Genomic DNA, 23571 nt, shown 5'->3' on the forward strand with positions numbered 1-23571 from the left:
TTCCTGCACTTTTTACTTGCCGGTGACGAAATGATCGGATTAAGAGCAGACGCCGGTGGGGACCGGTGAAATGAAGTTACCGGCCGTCAAGGGCCAGTCAGAAAGGCATGACCCGTATGAACCGCAGACATTTCTTTCGGCAGGCAGGGACCGCCGGAATCGGCGCAGTAGCAGCCGGGGCTCTGGCCGCTCCCGCGATCGCGCAGGAAAGCCCCAAGCTCACCTGGAGGATGACATCCTCCTTTACCAAGAACACAGACATCCTCTGGGCCGCATCCACCGATATCGCGCAAAGCGTCAAGGAAGCGACGGACGGCAACTTCACCATCCACACCTTCGCGGCCGGCGAAATTGTGCCCGGCCTTCAGGCGGCAGACGCTGTTTCCAACGGAACCGTCGAAATGGCGCATACCTGCTCCTACTATTACATTGGCAAGGATCCGACATTCGCGCTCGGGACGTCGGTGCCCTTCGGTCTTAATGCCCGCCAGACGAACTCCTGGTTCTCGATCGGCGGCGGCAACGACCTGCTCAACGAATTCCTCGGCACCTACAATCTCTATGCGCTGCCGGCCGGCAATACGGGTGCCCAGATGGGTGGCTGGTTCCGCAAGGAGATCAACACGATCGACGACCTGAAGGGTCTGAAGATGCGCATCGCAGGTCTTGCCGGCCAGGTGATGACCAAGCTCGGCGTCACGCCGCAGCAGATCGCCGGCGGCGACGTCTATGCGGCGCTGGAAAAGGGCACGATCGATGCGACCGAATTCGTCGGTCCGTATGACGATCAGAAGCTCGGCTTCGTGAAGGTCGCCAAATACTACTACTATCCGGCATGGTGGGAAGGCGGCCCGGCCGTCCACGCCTTCTTCAACCGCGACAAGTTCAACAGCCTGCCGAAATCCTACCAGCGTATCCTGAAAGATGCCTGCGCCAACGCCAACATGAACATGCTGGCTCGCTACGATGCCAGCAACGCCAAGGCGCTACGCCAGCTTGTGTCGGAAGGTGCCGTGCTGAAGGCCTTCAACCAGCAGATCCTCGATGCCAGCTACGCAGCGGCGCAGGAAACCTATGCGGAACTCACGGCCAAGAACGCTGCCTTCAAGAAGATCTACGACAGCCAGCAGGCCTTCAAGAAGGATGCCTATCTCTGGGCGCAGATTGCCGATTACACCTACGACACGTTCATGATGATCCAGCAGCGCAACGGCAAGCTTTGATCATCAAGCGCACCTGCTCAATCGAGAACCCCGGCCCAGTCCGGGGTTTTCCTTTTGCGGCAAGGCAAACACTGTCGATTCCTCTTGTCGGAGCCGGGAAAAGAGCTTTAAGACCAAGACGGCTTGAAAGAGATTTTTCAGACATCTCAGGAGGATATTTCATGGATCGCAGACGTTTCCTGCACAATGCTACCACTGCCGGTATCGGCGCCGCGGCTGCCGCTTTGGCCACGCCGGCGATCGCCCAGGAGCGTCCGAAGATCACCTGGCGGTTGACATCGTCGTTTCCAAAGAGCCTGAACATCATCTTCGATGCGGCGACCCAGATCGCCAACAGCGTCAAGAATTCGACGGACGGCAATTTCACCATCCAGACCTATGGCGCCGGCGAACTGGTGCCGGCTCTGCAGGCAGCCGACGCGGTTGCCAACGGCACGGTCGAGATGGCGCATACATGCTCCTATTATTACATCGGCCAGGATCCAGCCTTTGCGCTTGGCACCGCCATTCCGTTCGGCCTCAATGCCCGCATGACGAATGCCTGGTTCCTCAACGGCGGCAATGATCTGATCAACGAGTTCCTGGCGCCCCGCGGCCTTTACGCACTGCCCGCCGGCAATAGCGGCACGCAGATGGGCGGCTGGTTCCGTAAGGAGATCAACACGATCGACGACCTGAAGGGCCTGAAGATGCGTATTGCTGGCCTTGCCGGCCAGGTGATGCAGAAGGTTGGCGTGACACCCCAGCAGATTGCCGGCGGCGATGTCTATGCAGCGCTCGAAAAGGGCACGATCGATGCGACCGAATTCGTCGGTCCGTATGACGATCAGAAGCTCGGCTTCGTCAAGGTCGCCAAATACTACTACTACCCGGCATGGTGGGAAGGCGGCCCGGCCATGCATGCCTTCTTCAACCTGGAAAAGTTCAACAGCCTGCCGAAGAGCTACCAGCAGATCCTGACCGATGCCTGCGCGGCAGCCAACATGAGCATGCTTGCCAATTACGACGCCCATAACGCTGTCGCTCTGAAGAAGCTGGTCGGCGAAGGCGCCGTCTTGAAGGCGTTCAACCGCGACATTCTGGATGTGTGCTTCAAGGCCGCGATGGAAACCTATGCGGAGCTTTCCCAGAAAAGCCCGGCCTTCAAGAAGATCTACGATCACCAGCAGGCGTTCAAGAAGGACTCCTATCTCTGGGCGCAGGTGGCCGAATACAGCTACGATACGTTCATGATGATGCAGCAGCGCGCCGGCACGCTCTGAGCATCGAATAAAACGACGAAAGCCCCGCACGCGACGGGGCTTTCAAAACTTTAAGAGAGCGTCGGCCTAGCTCTTCAGATGGGCCTGGACGATCTTAGCTACCGGTGTTGGGGCGATTGCTGCCGACATTGGTATTTGTCGACGCGGTCTTCCCGTCGGCGGTCTGGCCGTAATAGGTACCACCGAGGTGGCCGCCGGAACTGGTGTTTTCCACCTGGCGTTCTGCGCGCTTTACGGTCTGTTCTACGTCACTCTTGCTCATAATGTCCTCCAGCTTTTGGGGTTGGTGACGGTGTTTCCAACTCAACTCTCAAAGATCTGTTCCCGAAAAACCGACATCTCGCTTGACGACGACATAATCCGATCCTATTTGGAAACGATCATTTCCTAATTAGGCAATCCGCTATGACGACCGAAACCCTCAACGATACAGCGCGAATGGCAGGCCGCCCGCGCGAGTTCGAAATCGAGGCGGCGCTGGACAAAGCGATCGTCGTGTTTTCCGAGCAGGGTTATCACGCGACGTCGATTGCGGACCTCAAGGACGCGATGGGGCTGACGGCCGGAAGCCTCTACAAGGCGTTCAAGGACAAGAAGGCGATCTTTCTCGCCTCCTTTGATCGCTACAAGCAGGTGCGCAACGCAGCCCTTGCAGACGCGATAGCCATTGGCGGCAATGGCCGCGAACGCATGCGCCTTGCGCTGCATCACTATGCAAACTCGGCGCATGGCGAGCTTGGCCGGCGCGGATGCCTTGTGGTCGGCGCTGCCGTCGAACTTGCGCTTTTCGATCTCGAAACGGATCAGCGCGTGAAACTATCGCAAGCACGAATTGAAGGTCTGTTCGAAAACCTGGTTCGGGAGGGCCAGACGGACGGATCGATTTCGGATCGGACCGATCCTGAACTGACGGCGCAGTTCTTCTACGCCGTGATCCAAGGAATGCGGATCGCGGGGAAGGCCGGACAGGGCCAGGAACGGGCCATCGCCACCGTGGAAACCGCGCTCAAAATTCTCGACTGACAGCACGTCTCTTTTCTCCCTCCCTTTTCTCCTCCCAAGAGCCCACCATGACATCCCCAGTTCCTTCCCCCGCTCGTCGGGTTTCGCCGGACGCCGAAACGGCGGCCACATCGCCAAGTGCAGCGCCCACCCTCTCCCCGATAATGGCCTTCACCATGGCCGCCGCGGCCGGTCTGATCGCCGCCAACCTTTACTATGCGCAGCCGCTTGCGGGCCCGATTGCGGCATCGATCGGCCTTTCCGAAAGCGCAACCGGCCTGATCGTCACGCTGACGCAGATCGGCTATGGGCTCGGCCTGCTGTTCATGGTGCCGCTCGGTGATCTCGTCGAGAACCGCCGGCTGATCATCCTGATGATTGCCGCCACGAGCGTTGCCCTGATCGCGGCCGGGCTTTCGACGACACCGCTTCCGTTTCTCGCGGCATCGCTGGCGATCGGCATCACCTCCACTGCGGTGCAGATGATCGTGCCGTTTGCGGCAAACCTTGCACCGGAGGAGAGCCGCGGCCGGGTCGTTGGAAATGTCATGAGCGGGCTGATGATCGGCATCATGATGGCGCGACCCGTCGCGAGCTTCATTGCAGGATTATCGTCGTGGCATACCGTGTTCTTCCTGTCGGCTGCGGTGATGGTTGCCGTCGGTCTGGTGCTGTCCTTCCGCCTGCCCAGGCGCATGCCGAAGACGACGCTTAGCTATCCCGGCCTGATCGCTTCCATGGGAAGGATCTACACGACGCAACCGCTCCTGCGCCGGCGGTCCTTCTACCAGTTCGCCCAGTTCTTCGCGTTCAGCCTGTTCTGGACTGTGACGCCGCTTCTCTTGGCAGGGCCGGCCTTCCAGCTGGGCCAGGGCGCCATCGCAATCTTCGCGCTTGTCGGTGTCGCCGGTGCGGTTGCTTCTCCGATCGCCGGGCGGTTGGCCGACCGCGGCCTCGGCAAGCCGGCAACCGCATTCGGCATCCTCGCTGTCGTTGCCGCCTTCCTGATCACCCATGTCGCGCCTGAAGGTTCGACCTTTGCGCTGGTGATGCTGGGTTTGGCCGCCATCGCGCTCGATTTCGGCGTGTCGATGACGCTGGTGATCGGCCAGCGATCAATCTACGGCCTTGATGCAGAGCTGCGCAGCCGTTTGAACGGCCTGTTCATGGCAACCTTCTTTGTCGGCGGAGCACTGGGTTCGGCAATCGGCGCCTGGGCCTATGCGCAAGGCGGCTGGCTTGCCGCATCGGCGATCGGCCTCGCCCTGCCGGCCGCAGCCTTTACTTATTTCCTCACGGAAAAACGATGACGAGATATGGCCCGCTTGTTTTGCGGGCCACTTACGGCGCTTACCCGATGCGCTTGTAAAACAGCGTTGTGCCGCAAAGGCCGCCTTGCGGCCACAGGGCGTAGTCGGGGATGGCGCCGACCCGTTCCCAGCCGAAGCGGGGATAGATGCGCTCCGCGTCGCTGCCGGTCGCGGTGTCCAGGACCAGAAGCGTGCGTCCCTGCCGTGCGGCTTCCGCTTCGACGGCCTCCATCAGCTTGCGCGAAAGGCCAAGGCCGCGGGCATCGCGGTGGACGATGAGTTTCATCAGGTCGCCCCGATGCGGCTGGTTCGGTTTCGACGCAAGACCGATCTGGACGGTGCCGACCGCGCGGCCATCGACCTCGGCGACAGCCAGGATGATGGCACCCTTTTCCACTTCGTCGGCGATGCCGTTCCAGTATGCGGTCGCATCGTGAGATTGGAAAGGCAGCATGAAGCCCAGCGAGGCGCCGCCGTTGATGCAATCGGACAGGATGTCACTGAGATCGGGGATCGCAGCGCGGGTGGCGGCGGCATCGAGGATGCGGATGGTCGGGGTCATTGTTTGCTCCTGTTGTTCAGCGGCCGCGGTTGAGGATTACCGCGTAGCGGGCGGGGCGATCACTCGGATTGTGGAATTCGAAGGCGTCGCCGATATCCATGAACAGGCAGTCGCCCGGCAAAAGGTGATGGGTCATGTCGGGGAGCACCATGTTCAGTTCTCCCTCGAACAGCCAGACATGCTGGGTCATCACCCGGCTTTCCTCCCGCGGCGGAAAACTGACGCGTGCGCCGGCCGGGAACTCCACCTCGACGATATCGACCGGTGTCGGCATGCCCGGCGGCGAGACGGAGCGCCGCAGATATCCCGTTGTCGGATCGCGCCACAGCCTTTGCTCGGACTTCTTCGACAGAGGCGATGATGAAGGCTCGTCGGGCGCGAAGAAGGTGGAGAGGCTTTGCCCCAGTCCTTCGCAGAGCCTTGCCAGCAGCGCCGCCGTCGGGCTCGCCTCCGCCCGTTCTATGCGCGAAATCATCGCTCGGCTGACACCGGACCGCAGCGACAGTTCGTCCAACGTCAGCCCTGCGGAAGCCCGCAGCGCCTTCAGCCTTTCGCCAATCGCCAGTTCGATTTCGCTGTCTGAATTTTCCATTATCAGAGATATAAATTCTCTTTTGATGGAATCAAGCGATTTGCGAAGGCTGGATGAATTTTTAAAGGTGATGGCGTTTCCGCGATAGCGAATGTCCCATTCGATACGCTATGGATCGTCGACCAAGGCAGCCGCGACGGAAGCGCCGAGGGTCCACTAAAATCAGGGATTTCGCAATGAACGGACAAGCGGCTGTCTCGCCCTTTTCAATCGCCAGCATCGTCGTCTCGATGACGATCGCCGCGATCGGAAGCGGCATCATGTTCGCCTATGTGCCGTTCATGCTGACAAGGTCGGAAACGCCCTGGGCGGCAGGCGCTGCGGTGACGGCCGTCGCATTCGGTGGGCTCATTGGCTGCGTGCTGGGCGGGCCGCTGATCAAGCGCGTCGGCCATGCGCGGCTGTTTGCCTGCTCGATGGCGATGGTCATCATTGCAGCCGTGCTGATTGCCGCCGACCTTCCCGCCTATATCTGGATTTTTGCACGCGGCATTTACGGCGCCGCCGCCAACGTCAACTTCATCATCGCCCAGAGCTGGCTCAACCACGCTGCCTCCAACGAATGGCGCGGCAAAGCCATGTCGTTCTTCTACATGGCCTATGTTCTGGGCCTCGGCTGCGGCAACTGGATTTTCGGCCAGATCCCGACAGACGGCAATCTTGCGCCGCTTGCGGTGGTCTTCTTTACCGCGCTTGCGATCCTGCCGATCGGGCTGACCCGCCTGCCCAACCCGCCGGCACCGGCGCGCGTCAATGTCGATATCAAGATGGCCTGGAAGATCTCGCCGGTCGGTCTGGTCGGCGTGCTTGCCTCAGGCGGTCTTTCGATGGTGGTGCAGGGCTTCCTGCCGATCTACGCCTCCACCAACAACGTGTCGCAGACCGATGTCGCGATGCTGATGTTCGTGATGCAGACCGGACTGCTGTTCGTCCAGTATCCGCTGGGCATCCTGTCTGACCGGATGGACCGACGCTTTGTGCTATTGATCACCTGCGTGCTGATCGTGTTTGCCGGCTTCGGTGCGTTTTTCTCCTCCTTCTCGCATCTCTATATTCTGATGATCGTCTTCCTGATTTTCGGAGGATCGGTGGAGACCGTGTATTCGGTGGCCAACGCTCATGCCAACGACCGCGCCGACCCTGGCGATTTCGTGCCGCTGTCTTCCACGCTTCTCGTGGCATGGTCGACGGCTGCGACGATCGTGCCGCTGATGGTCACGATGCTGACACCTGTTCTGGGCGGAAAAACCTTTATCGTTGCGGCAATGGCGGTGGCTGTCGTCTATGGCCTGTTCGTGCTGCAGCGTCTCAAAGAACGCGGTCCGGCACCCGAGGCGGAGCGGGAGAGCCACGAAGTGCGCAGCGCCCAGCTTCCGAATGCAGCGGCGCTGACCGAACCCGGGGCTGTAAATCCCGGAAATTAACGCCTTTCATCCTCAACGAAAGGTTATCTTCCCTCTTTGCGGCAGACACGGGCGCTGCTATATGCGCGAGCCATGAGCACCAATTCCCGCACGCCGCTTGACCATATCCGCAATTTCTCGATCGTGGCGCATATCGACCACGGCAAATCGACGCTCGCCGATCGTCTAATCCAGACGACCGGCGGCCTTGCCGAACGCGACATGTCCGAGCAGGTTCTCGATTCGATGGATATCGAGCGCGAGCGCGGCATCACCATCAAGGCCCAGACCGTGCGCCTGCATTACAAGGCGAACAACGGCGAGACCTATGTTCTCAACCTGATCGACACGCCCGGCCACGTCGACTTCGCCTACGAAGTGTCGCGCTCGCTGTCAGCCTGCGAAGGCTCGCTGCTGGTCGTCGATGCCAGCCAAGGCGTCGAGGCGCAGACGCTTGCCAACGTCTATCAGGCGATCGACAACAATCACGAGATCGTCACGGTCCTCAACAAGATCGACCTGCCGGCCGCCGAGCCCGACCGCATCCGCGACCAGATCGAGGAAGTGATCGGCATCGACGCCAGCCAGGCCGTGCTGATCTCGGCAAAGACCGGCCTCGGCATTCCCGACGTTCTGGAAGCCATCGTCCACCAGCTGCCCCCGCCGAAGAGCGAGATGGGCGACAAGGGTCCGCTGAAGGCGCTGCTGGTCGACAGCTGGTACGACACCTATCTCGGCGTCATGGTTCTCGTTCGCATCCTTGATGGCGTGCTGACCAAGGGCCAGACCATCCGCATGATGGGCACCGATGCCAAGTATCAGGTGGAACGCGTCGGCGTTCTGACGCCGAAGATGCTGGCCGTCGATAGTCTCGGCCCGGGCGAGATCGGTTTCTTCACCGGCTCGATCAAGGAAGTGGCCGATACGCGCGTCGGCGATACCATTACCGAAGACAAGAAGCCGACCGCCAAGGCACTTCCGGGCTTCAAGCCTGCGCAGCCGGTCGTGTTCTGCGGCCTGTTCCCGGTCGATGCGGCCGATTTCGAAGACCTGCGTGCCGCGATGGGCAAGCTGCGCCTCAACGACGCTTCGTTCTCGTTCGAGATGGAATCGTCTGCGGCTCTGGGCTTCGGTTTCCGTTGCGGCTTCCTCGGACTGCTGCATCTCGAAATCATCCAGGAGCGTCTGGAACGCGAGTTCAACCTCGATCTGATCGCAACCGCGCCTTCGGTGGTCTATCAGCTGACCATGACCGACGGTTCCGAGCGCGAGCTGCACAACCCGGCCGACATGCCTGATGTCGTCAAGATCTCGGAAATCCGCGAACCTTGGATCAAGGCGACGATCCTGACCCCGGACGACTATCTCGGCGGCATCCTGAAGCTTTGTCAGGACCGCCGCGGCATCCAGACCGAGCTTACCTATGTGGGCAAGCGCGCGATGCTGACCTATGAACTGCCGCTCAACGAAGTGGTGTTCGATTTCTACGACCGTTTGAAGTCGATCTCCAAGGGCTATGCCTCGTTCGACTACCACCTGCACGGCTATCAGGAGGGCAACCTCGTGAAGATGTCGATCATGGTGAATGGCGAGCCTGTCGACGCGCTGTCGATGCTGGTGCACCGGACTGCTGCCGAAAAGCGAGGCCGCGACATGTGCGAGAAGCTGAAGGATCTGATCCCCAGGCACATGTTCAAGATCCCGATCCAGGCAGCCATCGGCGGCAACGTGATTGCGCGCGAGACGATTTCTGCGATGCGCAAGGACGTGACGGCGAAGTGCTACGGCGGCGACGCCACCCGCAAGCGCAAGCTGCTCGACAAGCAGAAGGAAGGCAAGAAGCGCATGCGGCAGTTCGGCAAAGTCGACATTCCGCAGGAAGCATTCATTGCAGCGCTGAAGATGAAAGACGATTGATTTGCACAGGGGCTGGTTCGAAAGAACCGGCCCTTTTTACTCGCCGAATGCTCGGTCAGCCGGATCATTTCGGGACAGGAATCAAAAGATCTGGGCCGGACCGCAATAAACGAACATATCGCGCCGTCCAAAGTTTGATAATCTGCAAAAATTGCTTTGAAAACCGCCGATTGACGGCATATTACCGGCGCCTATTCCATCACACGCATTTGGTGACGTCATGAACTATCAGGTCGTATCCGCGCATTGGCCTATTGGCGGAGGCGAGACCGGCGAGCTCATACGCCAGTTCGACTGGACGAAGACGTCTCTCGGGCTGATCAAAGACTGGCCTTCGCATCTGCGGATCAAGGTCAACTCGATGGTCAATTCGCCGATCCCGCAGGTTTTGATGTGGGGCGACGACCATGTGATGATCTACAATGACGGCTACAAGGAGATTGCCGGGGATTATCATCCACGCGCGCTCGGCGACAAGGTTTCCGCCGTCTGGCCGGAAATCTGGGATTGGAACAAGACAATCCTTGAAGCCGGCTTTCGTGGAGAGGTCCAGTCCTTCCGCGACCAGGTCATGGTGCTGAACCGTCATGGATCGCCTGAGGATGTCGTCTTCGACCTGTTCTACACGCCGATCTACGACGAAACAGGCAAGGTAGACGGTGTCCTGTGCACGGTGCTTGAAAACACCGAGAAAGTACACGCGCTGAACGCCTTGGCTCAGAGCCAGGAAGAGCTCAGCCGCCTTACCAACGCGCTCCCCATCCTCGTCGGGTTCCTCGACCGCGACCATGTCTATCGCTTCGCCAATGACGGTTATCAGGAGTGGTTCGGACTTGCCGCCAGCGACGTGATTGGCAAGCATGCCGCGGAGGTGATCGGCAACGCCTATTACGCCGCCCGCATACCATTGCTTCAAAAAGCGCTCTCCGGCGAACGGGTGATCACGGACACGGTGATCAAACGTCCTGACGGAGAAGAACGGACAGCCGAAATCCGCTACGTTCCGCGCTTCACCTCCAAGGGTGAGATCGACGGCATCTATGTGCTGATCATCGATATCGAGGACCGCAAACAATCCGAGAACGCACTTCGTCGCAGCAATGAACGGTTCCGGGCCGCGGTCGCGGCCATCCATGGCGTGCTGTGGACCAACACCGCCGACGGCCGGATGCTGGGCGAACAGACGGCCTGGGCCACGCTGACCGGCCAGCGTTTCGAGGAATACCAGGACTACGGCTGGGCAGATGCCGTGCATCCCGACGATCGGGAAGGTTCGGTCGCCAGCTGGCAGGCAGCCGTCGCGTCCAAATCCACCTATGTCTGGGAACATCGCGTCCGCCGCCATGACGGCCTCTATCGTACCTTTGCCATCCGCGGCGTGCCGATCATCGGTTCCTCGGGCGACATCGAGGAATGGGTCGGTGTCCATACCGATATTACCGAGCAGCGGGAAGCCGAATCGAACCTGCAGGACCATGCCAGCAACCTGGAACGGCAGGTCCGCCACCGCCTGCGGGCAGAGGAACAGCTAAGACAGCTGAACGAAAGCCTGGAAGCGCGCGTCGAATCGGAGATCGCGGAGAGGCGCCAGGCCGAACGGGCATTGCAGCAGGCGCAGAAGATGGAATCGATCGGTCAGCTGACCGGGGGCGTTGCGCATGACTTCAACAACCTGTTGCAGGTCGTTGCCGGCAATCTTCAGCTCCTGGCCAAGGACATTGTCGGCAATGCACAGGCGGAACGGCGTGTCGGCAATGCGCTTGCCGGCGTCAGCCGCGGTGCAAAGCTTGCCAGCCAGTTGCTGGCTTTCGGCCGCCGGCAGGCGCTGGAGCCACGCGTCATCAACATCAGCCGCTTTATTGCCGGAATGGACGATCTGCTGCGCCGGTCGCTCGGTGAGGCGGTTGAGGTCGAGGTAATTGCCAGCGGCGGGCTCTGGAACACCTATGCCGACCCGACACAGGTCGAAAACGCGCTTCTGAACCTCGCAATCAACGCACGTGATGCGATGGAGGGGTCCGGCAAGTTGACGATTGAGGTGGGCAACGCCTTTCTCGACCAGGATTACGCTCGCACCCATGTGGAAGTCACGCCCGGTCAATACGTGATGCTGGCCGTGACGGACACGGGCGCCGGCATGGCGCCAGATATTCTCGATAAAGTGTTCGAGCCGTTCTTTTCCACCAAGCCAGAGGGCAAGGGAACCGGATTGGGACTGTCCATGGTCTACGGCTTCGTCAAGCAGTCCGGCGGGCATGTGAAGATTTACAGCGAGGTGAACGAGGGCACGACCGTGAAGGTCTACCTGCCGCGGTCCGTCGCCGATGAGGACCGCGAAGTGGTCGTCCAGGCCGGCCCGGTCGTCGGCGGCTCGGAAACCGTGCTGGTCGTGGAAGACGACGAGGCGGTGCGCAACACTGTTTTCGAGACGCTGACCGATCTCGGCTACCGCGTCCTGACGGCAAAGGATGCACAGGCCGGCCTCAACGTGGTCGAGAGCGGCATTCCAATCGACGTCATCTTTACCGACGTCGTGATGCCGGGCCCGCTGAAGAGCCGCGAAATGGCGCGTCGCGCAAAGGAGCGCCTGCCGCATCTCGCGGTGCTATTCACCTCCGGCTACACTGAAAATTCCATCGTCCACGGCGGCATTCTGGATGCCGGTGTCGAGCTCTTGTCAAAGCCCTATACCCGCGAGGCTTTGGCGCGCCGTATTCGCCATGTCATCGCCAACCAGAAGCAGGTGGACCAGGCGACCGCCCCCAGGGCGGAAACAGTCAAGCCCGTTGCCGAAGTTGCCGCCGCGACGCCGAAAACGCTGACGATCCTGCTGGTCGAAGACGACTTTCTGATCCGGGGAAACACGGCCGAGATGCTTGCCGAACTCGGCCATCAGGTAATCGAGGCTGGGACAGGAAAAGAAGCGCTGGTCGAGCTCGAAAGCAATTCGATCGATGTCCTGATCACCGATATCGGCCTGCCGGATACAGTCGGCGGTGATCTGGCGGTGCGTGCCGTGGCGGAAAAGCCCGACCTGACCGTCGTGTTCGCAACGGGAGAGAGCCACAAGCCGGACAACGCGCCACCCGGCTCCCGCCTTCTGCAGAAGCCTTACAACGAGATGGACCTTGCGGCGGTTCTGGCAGGCGTCAACGCGGGTTCGTAGTCCGGATCCCCGCATGGCCGGGGCCTGTTGCCTGCATTACGCCCCGGCGGCTTCAATGTTTCGCCGGGAGAAAGGGATGCGGAAGGTCAGCCGGTGTGATCCAGACGCAGCCGTCAAATGCCACTTCCCCATGGTCCAGTTTGCGGCTGGCGATCGTCTCCATCAGGGAGAGCTTTGATCGCACGCTACCGATTCCGTCATCGTTGAGGACCCGGACCGCCTGGCAGGTGGGGCCATCCCGCATCACGATCAACGTATGATGGCTGTTCTCGACGATTTTGTTTTCGATGGTAACGAGCTTCATGCTCTCTCCTTCGACAGACGGATAGGGTTGAGGCGTCATCGAAGGGTCGGCAAATTTGGTTAACAAAAGGTTAACGACACGGCGGCATTCCCCGCAAACGAAAAACCGCCCGTCCTTGCGGACGAGCGGTTCGATCGATGGTCTTTCCCTGCCTGTTACGGCTGGGTCGTACCGCCTGTTGCCGGTGCAGCAGGAGCCGGTGCGGCCGGAGCAGGTGCTGCTGGCGTTGCCGGAGCAGGTGCAGCCGGTTCCGTGACAGCAGGCGGCGTTGCGGTCGAGGATGTCGTGGCAGGATCGGTGGTTGAGCCACCCATCTGCGACCAGACAAACGCGCCGACGACGATAACTGCCAGAATGGCTACCCAGCCCATCCAGGAAGAGCTTTTGCGCGTCTCCGGGGTGGTGCGAAGGTCAGGGCGGGTGTTATTCGAGTTTGGATCGTAAGCCATGTTTGTTTCCTCCGTTTCAGCAGAGACAATGCGACCACAGGGAATTTGTTCCAAAGATCTGCGGATCGGACATTGTGTCTGCGCTGAAACCTTACGTTGGAATGCGGCAGACGAACGTTCAAACCGTCAAACGGTGGCGGTTGTACCGTCTTCGGTTGTGGCACCAGGCGCATTCTTCTTGATCGATTCGATCGCGTTGATTGCCGACGCCTTCTGCTTGTATCCTTCAGAGATAAACATCGTTTCGCCGTTCGACGCTTTGAAGCGGAAACGGAACTCGCCAGTCTTGTCCTTGTAGACCTGAAACTTGTACAATTTAGCCTCCCTCAGCTGACCCTAAACAAGAAGATGCCACTGGATAAGGGATGGAACAAGAGGGATATGCGCCTGCCATGAAGGAAACGGATTTGAACAAAGAACGGGTGGGTATCGTCGGTCTTGGACGAATGGGAAGCGCCATGGCGACGCGCCTCGCACAACGGGGCTTCGCCGTCATCGGCTGGAGCCGAAGCGACGCTTTTGGTGCGCGGCAGAGGGCTCTCGGCATTGATGCCGTTGAAGACCTTTCCTCCCTAGCAGAGCGTTCCGACGTCATCATTCTTGCCCTGATCGACGATCAGGCAGTGCATGATGTGCTTAACACACTCGCGGCTACGGACCTTACGGGCAAGCTGATCGTCGATACCAGCACGGTCAGCCCTATGACTCTGCGGAGCCACCAGGAGGCCATCGGTCGATCGGGCGCCGCCCTCCTCGACGCGCCGATCGCCGGCGGCCCGGAGATGCTGCTTCAGGGAAAGGTCGGGCTTTATATCGGCGGCTCGCCTGAAGACCACGAGCGCTTCCGGCCCGTTGCGGAAACGCTTTCCGACCGTGCGCTGCATGTGGGAAAACTCGGAGATGGCGCATCGGCCAAGCTCGTCAACAACATGATGCTGATGGGACTGTGGCAGAATCTCAAGGAGGCACTGCTGCTAGGCAAGAGCGCCGGCCTCTCTTCAGCGAAGATCCTAGAAATCCTTGCGGGAAGCCCGGCTGCGAGCCCGGCGATGAAGAGCAGGCTTCCTGTCATTTCAGGTGAGACGGACACGGTCGGGTTTCCTGTGTCGGGTGCGGTGAAGGATGCGCGGCTGGTGCGCGATTTTGCAGAGGAGCTCGGGATCTCCATCCCTTCGATCTCGGCGTCGCTTGCAAGCTTCGAGGCGGCGCTCGCCGCAGGCTATGGCGCCGCAGACCTTGCGACCATGGTCAAACTGGTTGCCGACGCGGATTAAACAGGAGTTCAGTTGCATGCCCGACAAACCGCATATCACCATTTTATACTGCACCCAGTGCAACTGGCTGCTACGGGCGGGCTGGATGGCGCAGGAACTGCTGCAGACATTCGGTGATTCGCTGGGCGAGGTCGGGCTTATCCCAGGCACCGGCGGAGCATTCGAAATCCGCATCGACGGCGCGTTGATCTGGGAGCGCAAACGCGATGGCGGTTTTCCTGGTCCCAAGGAATTGAAGCAGCGGGTTCGCGATATCCTCGACCCCGACCGGGACCTTGGCCATATCGACCGACACCAAGCCAAAACCGAAGTCGACACCGCGGGTTAGGACGGTTTTTGAAAGTTTTTCGGGGCCTGACATGAAAACTTCAAAAACCCTGTTGACTTGACCCGGTGTCCCTCGTACATCGCTCTCCGTCGCCCAGATGGCGGAATTGGTAGACGCGCCAGCTTCAGGTGCTGGTACCCGAAAGGGTGTGGAGGTTCGAGTCCTCTTCTGGGCACCATTCCCATTTAGAAATATGCAGTTAGCTCGTGTGTGAGATCCTCACACGCGGCTTTTCTGCTGTTGAAATTTTCGGATCTCAAGTAGTTCCTGCGGGTGGAATGAACGCGCAAACACCTCCGCTCTACTTCGGAAGATGCCGCGGGTTGATGCCTGGGACCCAGTGCGTATTCGGCATCTGCGTGCCCGTATAGCGAATGCCGTTGTTCGTTTCGCAGTGATACAGCCGCCGCGGCACGTCATCCCAGAAGCGGGCGCCCGGCCCTGACCTCAATTCCGAGACGTAGCCGATATCACTGGTGCACGAATAGGAATCGGGATCCGACTTGACGAGGCTTTCCGTCGGTTTCACGCCGGGCAGGTTCTTGAAGAAGGTCTGGGGCGACTGGGTGAACACGTCGCCTTCCGCAGCCATCGTGTCATCAGGAACAAGGGCCGTTACGACGACCCCCATCAGCATCGCGGCTGGTAAAATCCATGCACCCTTCAGCATTTTTCTGTCCCTGTCGGCACTCTATCACCTTCACGAAATAAGAGGTGCAACGCCACGGTGCCAGCGGATGCGATCCCACATTTGCGTGATCGTTGCGCCCGGATCATGGAAAGCGGCGGTAATCGGTCGGCTGTCCGTAGAGCCAGCCTATCCGCTCCACAGCGGCTTTGAAATTTTCGCGCGCCACAGTCATCGTGTGGCCGTTGGCGTGGAGCAGGGTTTCCGGGTCTTCCATGATTCCGACATGGCCCTTCCAAAAGACGAGATCGCCGCGGCGGAGATCCTCGGCATCGATTCTCCCACCAAAGGCTGCCTGCATGTCGCTGTCACGCGGTACCGGTTTGCCGATCATCGCCATCGACAGCTGGACGAGGCCGGAGCAGTCGATGCCGAAGCCCGTGCGCCCGCCCCAGAGATAGGGCGTTTCCAGGAACCGGAGAGCGACCGCGACATAGTCGTCGCCGGCAACTTCCGAGATCGGCAGGCAGTGGTCGGCAATTACGGCGCCGCCGCCGGCCAGCGTGAAATAGTGGGTGCCGCGGGTTTCGCTTTTGCCGACGATCGTCACGCGGCTGCCCATCGACAGTGCGCGAAGCGGCGGCTTGCGCAATTCCGGGCCCGGATAGACGAAGGTGCGCTGCGTGGCGATACGGTGCGTCGCCTGTTCGACGACGTCGAGCATCACGTCCGGGAGGTAACCGACATAGCCATCCTGATCGGCCTGGACCCAGACGAAGCCGTCCTTGCGGTCGAAGACGCACACGGTTTCACCGAACAGAAGTTGCGTATCGATCCCGCTTTCCAGATCCGGTGAAGGTCGAAGCGGGGCAACGGGGACGGCGATTTGGGCTGCGACGCCCTGCACGAAGCGGGGGGCATCGACGCGACCTTCGAGCGCCGCATCGGCAAGGTCGGCACGGAAGGCATGGAGGCGTCTGTCGAGATCGGTCATCTTTTTGTGTTCCAGGGTCAGATCGGAGTTATCAGCAGGTTCGTCGCACTATGCGGCAGCCGTGCGGCGGCTTTCACGGATGATGAGGTCGCCGAGATTTTCGAGGTAGAGGGCGCCGGCCACGGTCCGCTTTATCACGACATTGCGGCGATCGCGCTCGTCCCTCACCCGATCGACCAGACCGAGCGCACCCATCGTATCGAGTGCGCGGGTGATCACCGGCTTGGTGACGTCGAGGGTGGCGGCCAAGCCACGCACCGTGTGGGGCGGCGGCACGAGATAGATATGCAGGAGGATCGACAACTGGCGCAGGGTAAGATCCCGCTCGTCGCGCTTCACCTGTTCCAGCGAAACGCGATGCCAGAGGCCGAGTGCCTGCGTTGCGGTTAGGTCTGCGGACATCCCGCCTCCAAGATTGCTTGTGTCGAGCATCTTAGGTGCGAGATCTTACCGCTTCGTTTGGCACCGCATCTTCCGCGCCCGCGACCTTACCTCGCCGCCATGTCCTTGATGACCTTGTAGAGCGCCCGGATCGCGAATGCTTCGCCGCCGACGGAGGCATGCGGCTTGTCCGCTGCAACCCAGGCATAGATATCGAAATGCACCCAGCTCTTTGCGGCCGTGACGAAGCGTTTGAGAAACAGCGCCGCGGTAATTGCACCGGCCATGCCACCGGAAGGCGCGTTCGTGATGTCGGCGGCGCGAGACCGGATGTCCTTGTCGTAGCCCATCCACAAGGGCAGTCGCCACATCGGATCCGCCTGCGATCCTGCTGCTGCCGTAAGTCTGGTGGAAAGATCCTCGTCGTCGGTGAAATAGGGGGCGAGTTCGGTGCCGAGCGCGACGCGTGCGGCACCCGTCAGCGTCGCCATGTCGATCAGCAGGTCCGGCGGGGTCTCATCCGCATAGGCAAGCGCATCGGCCAGCACGAGCCGGCCTTCCGCATCGGTATTGTCGATCTGGACGGTGATGCCCTTGCGGCTCTTGTAGATGTCGCCGGGACGGAAGGCGTTAGATGAGATCGAGTTTTCGACCGCGGGGACAAGAACCTGGAGATCGATCGCGAGGCCTGCATCCATGATCATCAACGCAAGACCCATGACATTGGCGGCACCGCCCATATCCTTCTTCATCAGCGCCATGTTGGCGGCGCCCTTGATGTCGAGACCGCCGGTATCGAAGCACACGCCCTTGCCGACCAGCGTGACCCGCGGATCGCCCTTTTTGCCCCAGCGCATCTCGAGGAGACGCGGCTGCGAGGCGCTGGCGCGACCGACCGTGTGGATGAGCGGGAAGTTCTGTGTCAGCAGGTCATCACCGACGATCGTGGTGACGGTTGCGCCGTACTGCGCGCCGAGCGCCCGGAAGGCTGCGTCCAGTTCGTCCGGCCCCATCTCGTTGGTCGGGATGTTGACGAGATCGCGGGCGAGGAACACACCGGCAAGCTGGCGCTCGAGATCTGCCGCATCCGCAGAAGCTCCAATGGCGAGGCGGACATCCTTCGACTTTTCAGTCTTGTAACGGCTGAAGCAATAGCTGCCGAGACCAAATCCGAGCGCGAACTGCTCGGGCGAGACGCCCTCGCCTTCCAGATGCCAATCACCTGGCGGAAGCAGCTTTGACAGCTTTCCCGCGACGAACGGTTGCTCCGACGCGTTCTTGCCCAGTCCGAACAGCGCGCCGGCGACGCCGCCGTTCTTGCCCGGCAGCAAGGTGAATGCGCCGGCTTCGGCCTTGAAGCCTGCAGCCTTCGCCCAGTCGGTGACCGCCGCGTCGAGACGACCGTTCTCCAGATCCGCGGGCGTGACGGCGTGGACGGGCCGGGTCGTAGCGCCCTTCTGGCTGAACAATGCTGGACGGACGGTATGCTGGTATGGGGTCATGGCAACCTTCGCAAGGATCTGGAAACGTTCATTTTAACGGTCTGTTAGGGTTAACAGTTTATTCCTTTATTTCAAATGTGTTCGCAAAGCGCCGACGACAATCGGCTGCTAGACCGGACGACGATTGAACGACGCCCCAACGAGATCGCCATCGATGACTGCATCTGTCGCCACCCCGTCTCGCTCGTCCCGGCTGTTCGCGCTCGCGCCGCTTGCGCAGGCAACCGCGATCGTTCTTCTGGCACTGTCTGTGACGGGGTGTACCACGAGCAAGCGCGACACGCTGACGACGGGCTCGATTCCCCAGAGGATCTCCGCTGCGCCGCTGGATGGCATGAACGCAAGCGAACTCGCTGAAGCGGAACGCTCCATCGGCGCTGCTTATGTCAAGAACCCGAGCGACAAGGATATCGGCCTGCGCTATGCCAACGTTCTCGGCATGACCGGCAAGAACACCCAGGCACTCGCCGTAATGCAGCAGGTGGCGATTGCGCATCCTGCAGATCGCGATGTCCTTTCCGCATATGGCAAGGCACAGGCAGGTGCCGGCCAGCTCGAACAGGCACTGACAACGATCAACCGCGCGCAGACGCCTGACCATCCCGACTGGCGCCTCTATTCGGCGGAAGGTGCCGTTCTCGATCAGCTCGGCCGCTCGCAGGAAGCTCGCGCGAAATATCGCCAGGCCCTGAACACACGGCCGAACGAGCCGACGGTCATGTCCAACCTCGGCATGTCCTACGTTCTCTCCGGCGATCTGAAGACTGCCGAAAGCTACATGAAGAACGCCTCGCAGCAGCCGGGTGCCGACAGCCGCGTTCGCCAGAACCTGGCGCTCGTCGTCGGTCTGCAGGGTCGCTTCGCAGAGGCTGAAGGCATTGCCCGCCGCGAACTCTCCCAGCAGCAGGCCGATGCCAACGTGACCTACCTGCGCTCCATGCTCTCCCAGCAGAACTCCTGGCGCAAACTCGCCGACAGCGACAAGGGCACGACGGCGGTCAATTGAGCCGCGAAACCCAAAATAACGCTACAAATCCAATCTGGTATTGCGTGTTCAGAAACGTTTGCAGCCCGAGATGGAAGTCCAATTTAAGATTGTGTCCCGAATTCTTCTCTCGTATTGAAATTCTGTAAGGCGAGCCCGTAAGCTCACAGATTACGACGGAAGATGGGAGGTATTCTTGAACAATGGCGAGCCTGGACCAATCCACGGATCCACGACACTTACACAAACTGATAACCTGAACATGCTGAGGCACACCATCGTTCGCCACAGTGCGATATTTGCTGTCTGTATGTCCTTGCCCGTGCTTGGAATTGGACTGTATTACTACTCAGTCAGCGGCATCGCGCCTATTTCCGAATTCCCGTTGGAAGCAATCCGGCTATCTGTACAGAATGCGTGGAAACCCCTTCTCGTGGGCTTGATCGGTTACCCTGTATTGTTAACGGTTTGCTGCACCGTGAAATGGGCGTTCTTGCCGAAAGCGAACAAGGCCATCGCCTACGCCATTGATGAAAACGGCATGACTGCCAGTGATGCTGCCGGTGCCATGCTCTATATTCCATGGTCGATGGTCAAACGTGCAACAAGGACGCGAGCCCATCTGGTCATGAGGCTCAAGTCTGGCGGGTTGCGGTTTGCATCGTGGAAAGCCTTCAACTCCGAAGATGCCGAAAGACTCTGGCAGCTTGCTCGTGCAAAAACATTGATCAGGTAATTTTCTCAGAACCGGTCTGAGACCTGGATGCCGGCCGGGCCGAGGATGACGGCGATGAGGACGGGCAGGAAGAACAGGATCATCGGGACCGTCAGCTTCGGAGGAAGTGCCGCGGCCTTCTTTTCTGCATCGTTCATGCGCTCGTCACGGCCTTCCTGAGCCAGAACGCGCAAAGCCTGGGCGATCGGCGTACCATAGCGTTCGGCCTGGATCAGCGCCTGCGCCACCGCCTTGACGATATCGAGCTGGGTGCGGATGCCGAGATTTTCAAGAGCCGTACGCCGATCCTGAAGGAAGGACAGCTCCGCCGTGGTCAGCACCAGCTCTTCTGCCAGTTCGGCGGACTGGGTGCCGATTTCTTCGGCCGCCCGGCGCATGGAGGCTTCGATCGAGATCCCTGACTCCACGCAGATCAGCATCAGGTCGAGCGAATCGGGCCAGGCTCTCTTGATCGAATGCTGCCGCTTTTTCATACGGTTGGAAATATAGATGTTGGGAGCGTAGAAGCCCAGATAGCCGAACCCGATGGCCGCCAGCATGCGGATGGCAATCGGTTTGGATTCCAGATTGCCAAGCACGAAGATCCACACCGCGGCTGCTGCGAGGAAGCAGAACGGCAGGATGAAACGCGCCGCCAGGAACAAGTTGAGGGCGTTCTGGGTGCGCAGACCTGCGGCGCGCAGCTTGTTCACCGTATTGGCATCGACAAGCGCTTCGCGCAGATTGAACCGGTCGACGATGTGACTTGCAGAGCGGTTGTTCTGGGTGCGCAGCGATGCCTTCGACAGATCGTTCATTCGCGCGCGCTCACGGGCGCGGATTGCGTCGCGCTCGGTCGAGACCGCTTTCATGCGCTTGTCGAGCGTTCCCTTTTCCATGAAGGGGATCGCCAGCGTGTAGCAGGTCGCAAACACTGCGACCGCGACCAGAAGCGCAAACAACATGGCCGGATCGGTTAAAGTGGCGGCGAGATCCTTCACGTGCGGTTCTCCTCAGATCTCGAAGTTGATCATGTTGCGCATCACGAAAATTCCGATGCCCATCCAGACTGCGGAGAAGAGCATGATGATATGGCCGCGTGGGTCTGTAAAAAGGATCGATATGTAGTCCGGCGAGGTCAGATAGACGAGCGTCGACACGACGAAGGGCAATGAGCCGATGATCCACGCGGAAGCCTTGGCTTCCATCGACAGGGCCTTGACCTTGGCCTTCATCTTCTTGCGCTCGCGCAGGACGCGCGAAAGATTGCCGATCGCTTCCGAAAGATTGCCGCCCGCCTGGCTCTGGATGGCGATGACGATGGCGAAGAAGTTGACTTCCGAAAGCGGCATCGTCTGCACCATGCGTGCGCAGGCTTCGGGGATGCTGAGGCCGATCTGCTGGGAGTCCACCACGCGCCGGAACTCGGTCTTGACCGGCTCCTGACCATCCGACGCGATCAGCCGGATGGCATCGTTGAGCGGCAGTCCCGACTTGATCGAGCGAACCATGACATCCAGTGAATTGGCGAACTCGTCCAGGAACTTGGCCTGACGGCGCTTGATCAGGAAGCCGACGACCCAGCGCGGAAACCCAAGGCTCGCCGCAAACGCGGCACCGGTGGCGCCAAGCAGCGGCAAGCCGGCGATCAACGTCACCAGAAAGACGAAAAGTCCGAACACGGCGCTGTAGACGTAGAAGCGTGGGACGGTGAGAGCCAGACCGGTCTGCGGCAGCCGCGCCTTCAGGCTGCGGTCGCCCATTTTCTTGTTTTTTTCCTGCTGCTGCTTTTCGAGGTCCTTGAGGCTGTCCTGGACCGACTTGCGGCGCTTGGAAAGCTCCTGGACCCGATCCCGAGATGCCTTCATGCGGGTCAGGTCGGTTTCCGCACTCTTGACCCGGCTCAACCGCGCATCGGTCTTTTTCTCGACCTCGATGCGGGAAAACAGCAGCGCATAGCAGACCGCACCGGCGGCCACGGCCGCCAGAGCAATGATCAACACAACGGTCATATCCAGTCCGAACATCCGTCGCTCCCCCGAGACCTATCTCTGATCCGCTCTCAAGATTTTACCATTTCCATCGCGTCGAGAGCTGCCGCCAGACGGCGCTCCTCGCCGAAGTAGCGTGCGCGATCCCAGAAATGCGGCTTGGCAATACCGGTCGATGCGTGGCGGCCGATCAGGCGACCATTGGCATCCTCGCCTTCGATTTCGTAGCGCATCAGGTCCTGGGTGACGATCACGTCGCCTTCCATGCCGATCACCTCGGTAATCTGGGTGATGCGGCGGGAACCGTCGCGCAGACGTGCCGCCTGGATGATGATGTCGACCGATCCGGTGATGATCTCGCGAACGGTCTTAGCCGGCAGGGTGAAGCCGCCCATGGCGATCATCGATTCCATACGGCTCAGGCATTCGCGCGGCGTGTTGGAGTGGATCGTTCCCATCGAGCCGTCGTGACCGGTGTTCATTGCCTGCAACAGGTCGAAGACTTCAGGTCCGCGCACTTCGCCGACGATGATGCGTTCCGGGCGCATACGCAGGCAGTTCTTGACGAGGTCGCGCATGGTGATCTCGCCCTCACCTTCGATGTTCGGCGGCCGGGTTTCAAGACGCACGACATGCGGCTGCTGCAATTGCAGTTCGGCCGTATCCTCGCAGGTGATGACGCGCTCGTCCTTGTCGATATAGCTCGTCAGGCAGTTCAAAAGCGTGGTCTTGCCCGAACCGGTACCACCGGAAATGACGACGTTGCAGCGGACGCGGCCGATGATCTGCAGAACAGTTGCACCTTCAGGCGTAATCGCTCCGAACTTGACCAGCTGATCGAGCGTCAGCTTGTCCTTCTTGAACTTGCGGATGGTGAGGGCAGGCCCGTCGAGCGCCAGTGGCGGCGCGATGACGTTGACGCGCGAACCGTCCGGCAGACGGGCGTCGCAGATCGGCGAGCTTTCGTCGACGCGGCGGCCGACCTGGCTGACGATGCGCTGGCAGATCGACAGGAGCTGCGCGTTGTCGCGGAAGCGGATCTCCGACTCGATCGTCTTGCCGCCGACTTCGATAAAGGTCTGGCCGGCGCCGTTGACCATGATATCGGCGATGTCGTCGCGGGCCAGAAGCGGCTCCAGCGGACCATAGCCCAGCACGTCGTTGCAGATGTCCTCGAGCAGTTCCTCCTGCTCGGAAATCGACATCGCGAAATTCTTGATCGTGATGATGTCGTTGACGATGTCGCGGATTTCCTCGCGCGCGCTCTCGGCATCGAGCTTGGCAAGTTGCGACAGATCGATCGTATCGATAAGTGCTGAAAAGACCTGGCTCTTGGTATCGTAATACTGTTCGGTGCGGGCCTGGCGACGGCGACCGGCAGGCGGTGGCGCAAGCGGTGGCGGTGCGACGGCTTGGCGTACTCCGCCTGTATCGCGCACGGGCTCGGCCAGAATCTCCGGTGCTGTGGATTTCATGGCCGATTGCGGCGTCATGGCAGGCGGCGCAGAGACGGGCGGCATCAAGCCGACGCTCTTCCCAGAACCTTCGTTTCCGCGCTTTCCAAACATGATTTGATCCAGTCC

The 23571-nt window shown here is 60.3% G+C and carries 24 protein-coding genes and 1 tRNA gene; 12 read left to right on the top strand and 13 right to left on the bottom strand.

Features of this window, described 5'->3' with window-relative positions; translation table 11 throughout:
• Positions 1-116: 116 nt before the first annotated feature.
• On the top strand, positions 117-1223 hold the full coding sequence (locus ASG19_RS05435; protein ID WP_062454942.1) for a TRAP transporter substrate-binding protein: 1107 nt from the start codon (positions 117-119) through the stop codon (positions 1221-1223).
• Between the two features lie 161 nt (positions 1224-1384).
• Positions 1385-2485: a TRAP transporter substrate-binding protein gene (locus ASG19_RS05440; protein WP_062454098.1), complete on the top strand. Its 1101-nt coding sequence runs from the start codon at positions 1385-1387 to the stop codon at positions 2483-2485.
• Between the two features lie 94 nt (positions 2486-2579).
• On the opposite strand, the gene ASG19_RS24180 is transcribed toward ASG19_RS05440, so the two are convergent.
• Positions 2580-2747, bottom strand: coding sequence for a hypothetical protein (locus ASG19_RS24180; protein ID WP_165699867.1), 168 nt, complete (start codon positions 2745-2747; stop codon positions 2580-2582).
• 143 nt (positions 2748-2890) lie between these two features.
• On the opposite strand from ASG19_RS24180, the gene ASG19_RS05445 reads away from it, so the two are divergent.
• Together ASG19_RS05445 and ASG19_RS05450 are read left to right on the top strand one after the other, a co-directional pair.
• Positions 2891-3508: a TetR/AcrR family transcriptional regulator gene (locus ASG19_RS05445; RefSeq protein WP_062454099.1), complete on the top strand. Its 618-nt coding sequence runs from the start codon at positions 2891-2893 to the stop codon at positions 3506-3508.
• A gap of 143 nt (positions 3509-3651) precedes the next feature.
• Positions 3652-4797: an MFS transporter gene (locus tag ASG19_RS05450; RefSeq protein WP_244476114.1), complete on the top strand. Its 1146-nt coding sequence runs from the start codon at positions 3652-3654 to the stop codon at positions 4795-4797.
• A gap of 40 nt (positions 4798-4837) precedes the next feature.
• Here the strand turns inward: ASG19_RS05450 and ASG19_RS05455 are convergent, their stop codons facing one another.
• Positions 4838-5359, bottom strand: coding sequence for a GNAT family N-acetyltransferase (locus tag ASG19_RS05455; RefSeq protein WP_062454101.1), 522 nt, complete (start codon positions 5357-5359; stop codon positions 4838-4840).
• A gap of 16 nt (positions 5360-5375) precedes the next feature.
• A complete protein-coding gene (locus tag ASG19_RS05460; protein WP_062454102.1) occupies positions 5376-5954 on the bottom strand; it encodes a helix-turn-helix transcriptional regulator in 579 nt (192 codons plus the stop codon).
• Between the two features lie 173 nt (positions 5955-6127).
• Here ASG19_RS05460 and ASG19_RS05465 point away from each other — a divergent pair, with 173 nt between their 5' ends.
• The 3 genes from ASG19_RS05465 (at position 6128) to ASG19_RS05475 (ending at position 12437) form a co-directional block, all read left to right on the top strand.
• Positions 6128-7375: an MFS transporter gene (locus ASG19_RS05465; RefSeq protein ID WP_062454103.1), complete on the top strand. Its 1248-nt coding sequence runs from the start codon at positions 6128-6130 to the stop codon at positions 7373-7375.
• Between the two features lie 72 nt (positions 7376-7447).
• Complete coding sequence (gene lepA, locus ASG19_RS05470) at positions 7448-9271, top strand: translation elongation factor 4 (RefSeq protein ID WP_062454104.1); 1824 nt, start codon at positions 7448-7450, stop codon at positions 9269-9271.
• A gap of 220 nt (positions 9272-9491) precedes the next feature.
• Complete coding sequence (locus ASG19_RS05475) at positions 9492-12437, top strand: PAS domain-containing protein (RefSeq protein WP_062454105.1); 2946 nt, start codon at positions 9492-9494, stop codon at positions 12435-12437.
• 52 nt (positions 12438-12489) lie between these two features.
• On the opposite strand, the gene ASG19_RS05480 is transcribed toward ASG19_RS05475, so the two are convergent.
• The 3 genes from ASG19_RS05480 to ASG19_RS05490 all read right to left on the bottom strand — a co-directional run bounded on the left by ASG19_RS05480 (position 12490) and on the right by ASG19_RS05490 (position 13505).
• Positions 12490-12741 carry a hypothetical protein gene (locus ASG19_RS05480; RefSeq protein WP_062454106.1) on the bottom strand — a complete coding sequence of 84 codons (252 nt, stop codon included), beginning with the start codon at positions 12739-12741 and terminating at the stop codon, positions 12490-12492.
• A gap of 155 nt (positions 12742-12896) precedes the next feature.
• The gene (locus ASG19_RS05485) at positions 12897-13190 is read right to left on the bottom strand and encodes a hypothetical protein (RefSeq protein ID WP_062454107.1); all 294 of its coding nucleotides are present in this window, start codon (positions 13188-13190) and stop codon (positions 12897-12899) included.
• 126 nt (positions 13191-13316) lie between these two features.
• On the bottom strand, positions 13317-13505 hold the full coding sequence (locus ASG19_RS05490; RefSeq protein ID WP_062454108.1) for a YegP family protein: 189 nt from the start codon (positions 13503-13505) through the stop codon (positions 13317-13319).
• A 77-nt stretch (positions 13506-13582) separates the two neighbouring features.
• Between ASG19_RS05490 and ASG19_RS05495 the strand changes: the two genes are divergently transcribed.
• The 3 genes from ASG19_RS05495 to ASG19_RS05505 all read left to right on the top strand — a co-directional run bounded on the left by ASG19_RS05495 (position 13583) and on the right by ASG19_RS05505 (position 14970).
• Positions 13583-14464: an NAD(P)-dependent oxidoreductase gene (locus ASG19_RS05495; RefSeq protein WP_280136950.1), complete on the top strand. Its 882-nt coding sequence runs from the start codon at positions 13583-13585 to the stop codon at positions 14462-14464.
• Positions 14465-14480: 16 nt separating this feature from the next.
• Positions 14481-14792, top strand: coding sequence for a SelT/SelW/SelH family protein (locus ASG19_RS05500; protein WP_062454110.1), 312 nt, complete (start codon positions 14481-14483; stop codon positions 14790-14792).
• A 91-nt stretch (positions 14793-14883) separates the two neighbouring features.
• Positions 14884-14970 (top strand) — tRNA-Leu (locus ASG19_RS05505).
• Between the two features lie 123 nt (positions 14971-15093).
• On the opposite strand, the gene ASG19_RS05510 is transcribed toward ASG19_RS05505, so the two are convergent.
• The 4 genes from ASG19_RS05510 to ASG19_RS05525 form a co-directional block, all read right to left on the bottom strand.
• Positions 15094-15462: a hypothetical protein gene (locus ASG19_RS05510; RefSeq protein ID WP_062454111.1), complete on the bottom strand. Its 369-nt coding sequence runs from the start codon at positions 15460-15462 to the stop codon at positions 15094-15096.
• A gap of 103 nt (positions 15463-15565) precedes the next feature.
• Positions 15566-16414 carry an NlpC/P60 family protein gene (locus ASG19_RS05515; protein ID WP_062454112.1) on the bottom strand — a complete coding sequence of 283 codons (849 nt, stop codon included), beginning with the start codon at positions 16412-16414 and terminating at the stop codon, positions 15566-15568.
• Positions 16415-16462: 48 nt separating this feature from the next.
• Positions 16463-16816, bottom strand: a complete 354-nt coding sequence (locus tag ASG19_RS05520) for a MarR family winged helix-turn-helix transcriptional regulator (RefSeq protein WP_062454113.1) — start codon at positions 16814-16816, stop codon at positions 16463-16465.
• Between the two features lie 86 nt (positions 16817-16902).
• Positions 16903-18297: a leucyl aminopeptidase family protein gene (locus tag ASG19_RS05525; RefSeq protein WP_062454114.1), complete on the bottom strand. Its 1395-nt coding sequence runs from the start codon at positions 18295-18297 to the stop codon at positions 16903-16905.
• Between the two features lie 154 nt (positions 18298-18451).
• On the opposite strand from ASG19_RS05525, the gene ASG19_RS05530 reads away from it, so the two are divergent.
• Positions 18452-19303: a tetratricopeptide repeat protein gene (locus tag ASG19_RS05530; protein WP_062454115.1), complete on the top strand. Its 852-nt coding sequence runs from the start codon at positions 18452-18454 to the stop codon at positions 19301-19303.
• Positions 19304-19478: 175 nt separating this feature from the next.
• Positions 19479-20018, top strand: a complete 540-nt coding sequence (locus ASG19_RS23795; RefSeq protein WP_156461795.1) for a hypothetical protein — start codon at positions 19479-19481, stop codon at positions 20016-20018.
• 5 nt (positions 20019-20023) lie between these two features.
• Here ASG19_RS23795 and ASG19_RS05540 read toward each other — a convergent pair whose 3' ends face one another.
• Genes ASG19_RS05540 through ASG19_RS05550 form a run of 3 tightly spaced genes read right to left on the bottom strand, consistent with a single transcriptional unit; the run spans position 20024 to position 23556 of the window.
• Positions 20024-20962 (bottom strand): type II secretion system F family protein, encoded by a 939-nt coding sequence (locus tag ASG19_RS05540; RefSeq protein WP_062454944.1) that lies wholly within the window; start codon positions 20960-20962, stop codon positions 20024-20026.
• A 48-nt stretch (positions 20963-21010) separates the two neighbouring features.
• On the bottom strand, positions 21011-22024 hold the full coding sequence (locus ASG19_RS05545) for a type II secretion system F family protein (RefSeq protein WP_062454117.1): 1014 nt from the start codon (positions 22022-22024) through the stop codon (positions 21011-21013).
• A 35-nt stretch (positions 22025-22059) separates the two neighbouring features.
• On the bottom strand, positions 22060-23556 hold the full coding sequence (locus ASG19_RS05550; RefSeq protein WP_062454118.1) for a CpaF family protein: 1497 nt from the start codon (positions 23554-23556) through the stop codon (positions 22060-22062).
• Positions 23557-23571: the final 15 nt, after the last annotated feature.

Source organism: Rhizobium sp. Leaf306 (genome assembly GCF_001423425.1).
Classification (GTDB): Bacteria; Pseudomonadota; Alphaproteobacteria; order Rhizobiales; family Rhizobiaceae; genus Neorhizobium; species Neorhizobium soli.

Coding starts and splice junctions, on each gene's coding strand:
- ASG19_RS05475 (WP_062454105.1), top strand. CDS start 9,492: ATGAACTATCAGGTCGTATCCGCGCATTGGCCTATTGGCGGAGGCGAG.
- ASG19_RS05455 (WP_062454101.1), bottom strand. CDS start 5,359: ATGACCCCGACCATCCGCATCCTCGATGCCGCCGCCACCCGCGCTGCG.
- ASG19_RS05530 (WP_062454115.1), top strand. CDS start 18,452: ATGACTGCATCTGTCGCCACCCCGTCTCGCTCGTCCCGGCTGTTCGCG.
- ASG19_RS05525 (WP_062454114.1), bottom strand. CDS start 18,297: ATGACCCCATACCAGCATACCGTCCGTCCAGCATTGTTCAGCCAGAAG.
- ASG19_RS05465 (WP_062454103.1), top strand. CDS start 6,128: ATGAACGGACAAGCGGCTGTCTCGCCCTTTTCAATCGCCAGCATCGTC.
- ASG19_RS05545 (WP_062454117.1), bottom strand. CDS start 22,024: ATGTTCGGACTGGATATGACCGTTGTGTTGATCATTGCTCTGGCGGCC.
- ASG19_RS05435 (WP_062454942.1), top strand. CDS start 117: ATGAACCGCAGACATTTCTTTCGGCAGGCAGGGACCGCCGGAATCGGC.
- ASG19_RS05495 (WP_280136950.1), top strand. CDS start 13,583: ATGAAGGAAACGGATTTGAACAAAGAACGGGTGGGTATCGTCGGTCTT.
- ASG19_RS05485 (WP_062454107.1), bottom strand. CDS start 13,190: ATGGCTTACGATCCAAACTCGAATAACACCCGCCCTGACCTTCGCACC.
- ASG19_RS05445 (WP_062454099.1), top strand. CDS start 2,891: ATGACGACCGAAACCCTCAACGATACAGCGCGAATGGCAGGCCGCCCG.
- ASG19_RS05500 (WP_062454110.1), top strand. CDS start 14,481: ATGCCCGACAAACCGCATATCACCATTTTATACTGCACCCAGTGCAAC.
- ASG19_RS05510 (WP_062454111.1), bottom strand. CDS start 15,462: ATGCTGAAGGGTGCATGGATTTTACCAGCCGCGATGCTGATGGGGGTC.
- lepA (WP_062454104.1), top strand. CDS start 7,448: ATGAGCACCAATTCCCGCACGCCGCTTGACCATATCCGCAATTTCTCG.
- ASG19_RS24180 (WP_165699867.1), bottom strand. CDS start 2,747: ATGAGCAAGAGTGACGTAGAACAGACCGTAAAGCGCGCAGAACGCCAG.
- ASG19_RS05540 (WP_062454944.1), bottom strand. CDS start 20,962: ATGTTGTTTGCGCTTCTGGTCGCGGTCGCAGTGTTTGCGACCTGCTAC.
- ASG19_RS05515 (WP_062454112.1), bottom strand. CDS start 16,414: ATGACCGATCTCGACAGACGCCTCCATGCCTTCCGTGCCGACCTTGCC.
- ASG19_RS05480 (WP_062454106.1), bottom strand. CDS start 12,741: ATGAAGCTCGTTACCATCGAAAACAAAATCGTCGAGAACAGCCATCAT.
- ASG19_RS05550 (WP_062454118.1), bottom strand. CDS start 23,556: ATGTTTGGAAAGCGCGGAAACGAAGGTTCTGGGAAGAGCGTCGGCTTG.
- ASG19_RS05520 (WP_062454113.1), bottom strand. CDS start 16,816: ATGTCCGCAGACCTAACCGCAACGCAGGCACTCGGCCTCTGGCATCGC.
- ASG19_RS05450 (WP_244476114.1), top strand. CDS start 3,652: ATGGCCTTCACCATGGCCGCCGCGGCCGGTCTGATCGCCGCCAACCTT.
- ASG19_RS05440 (WP_062454098.1), top strand. CDS start 1,385: ATGGATCGCAGACGTTTCCTGCACAATGCTACCACTGCCGGTATCGGC.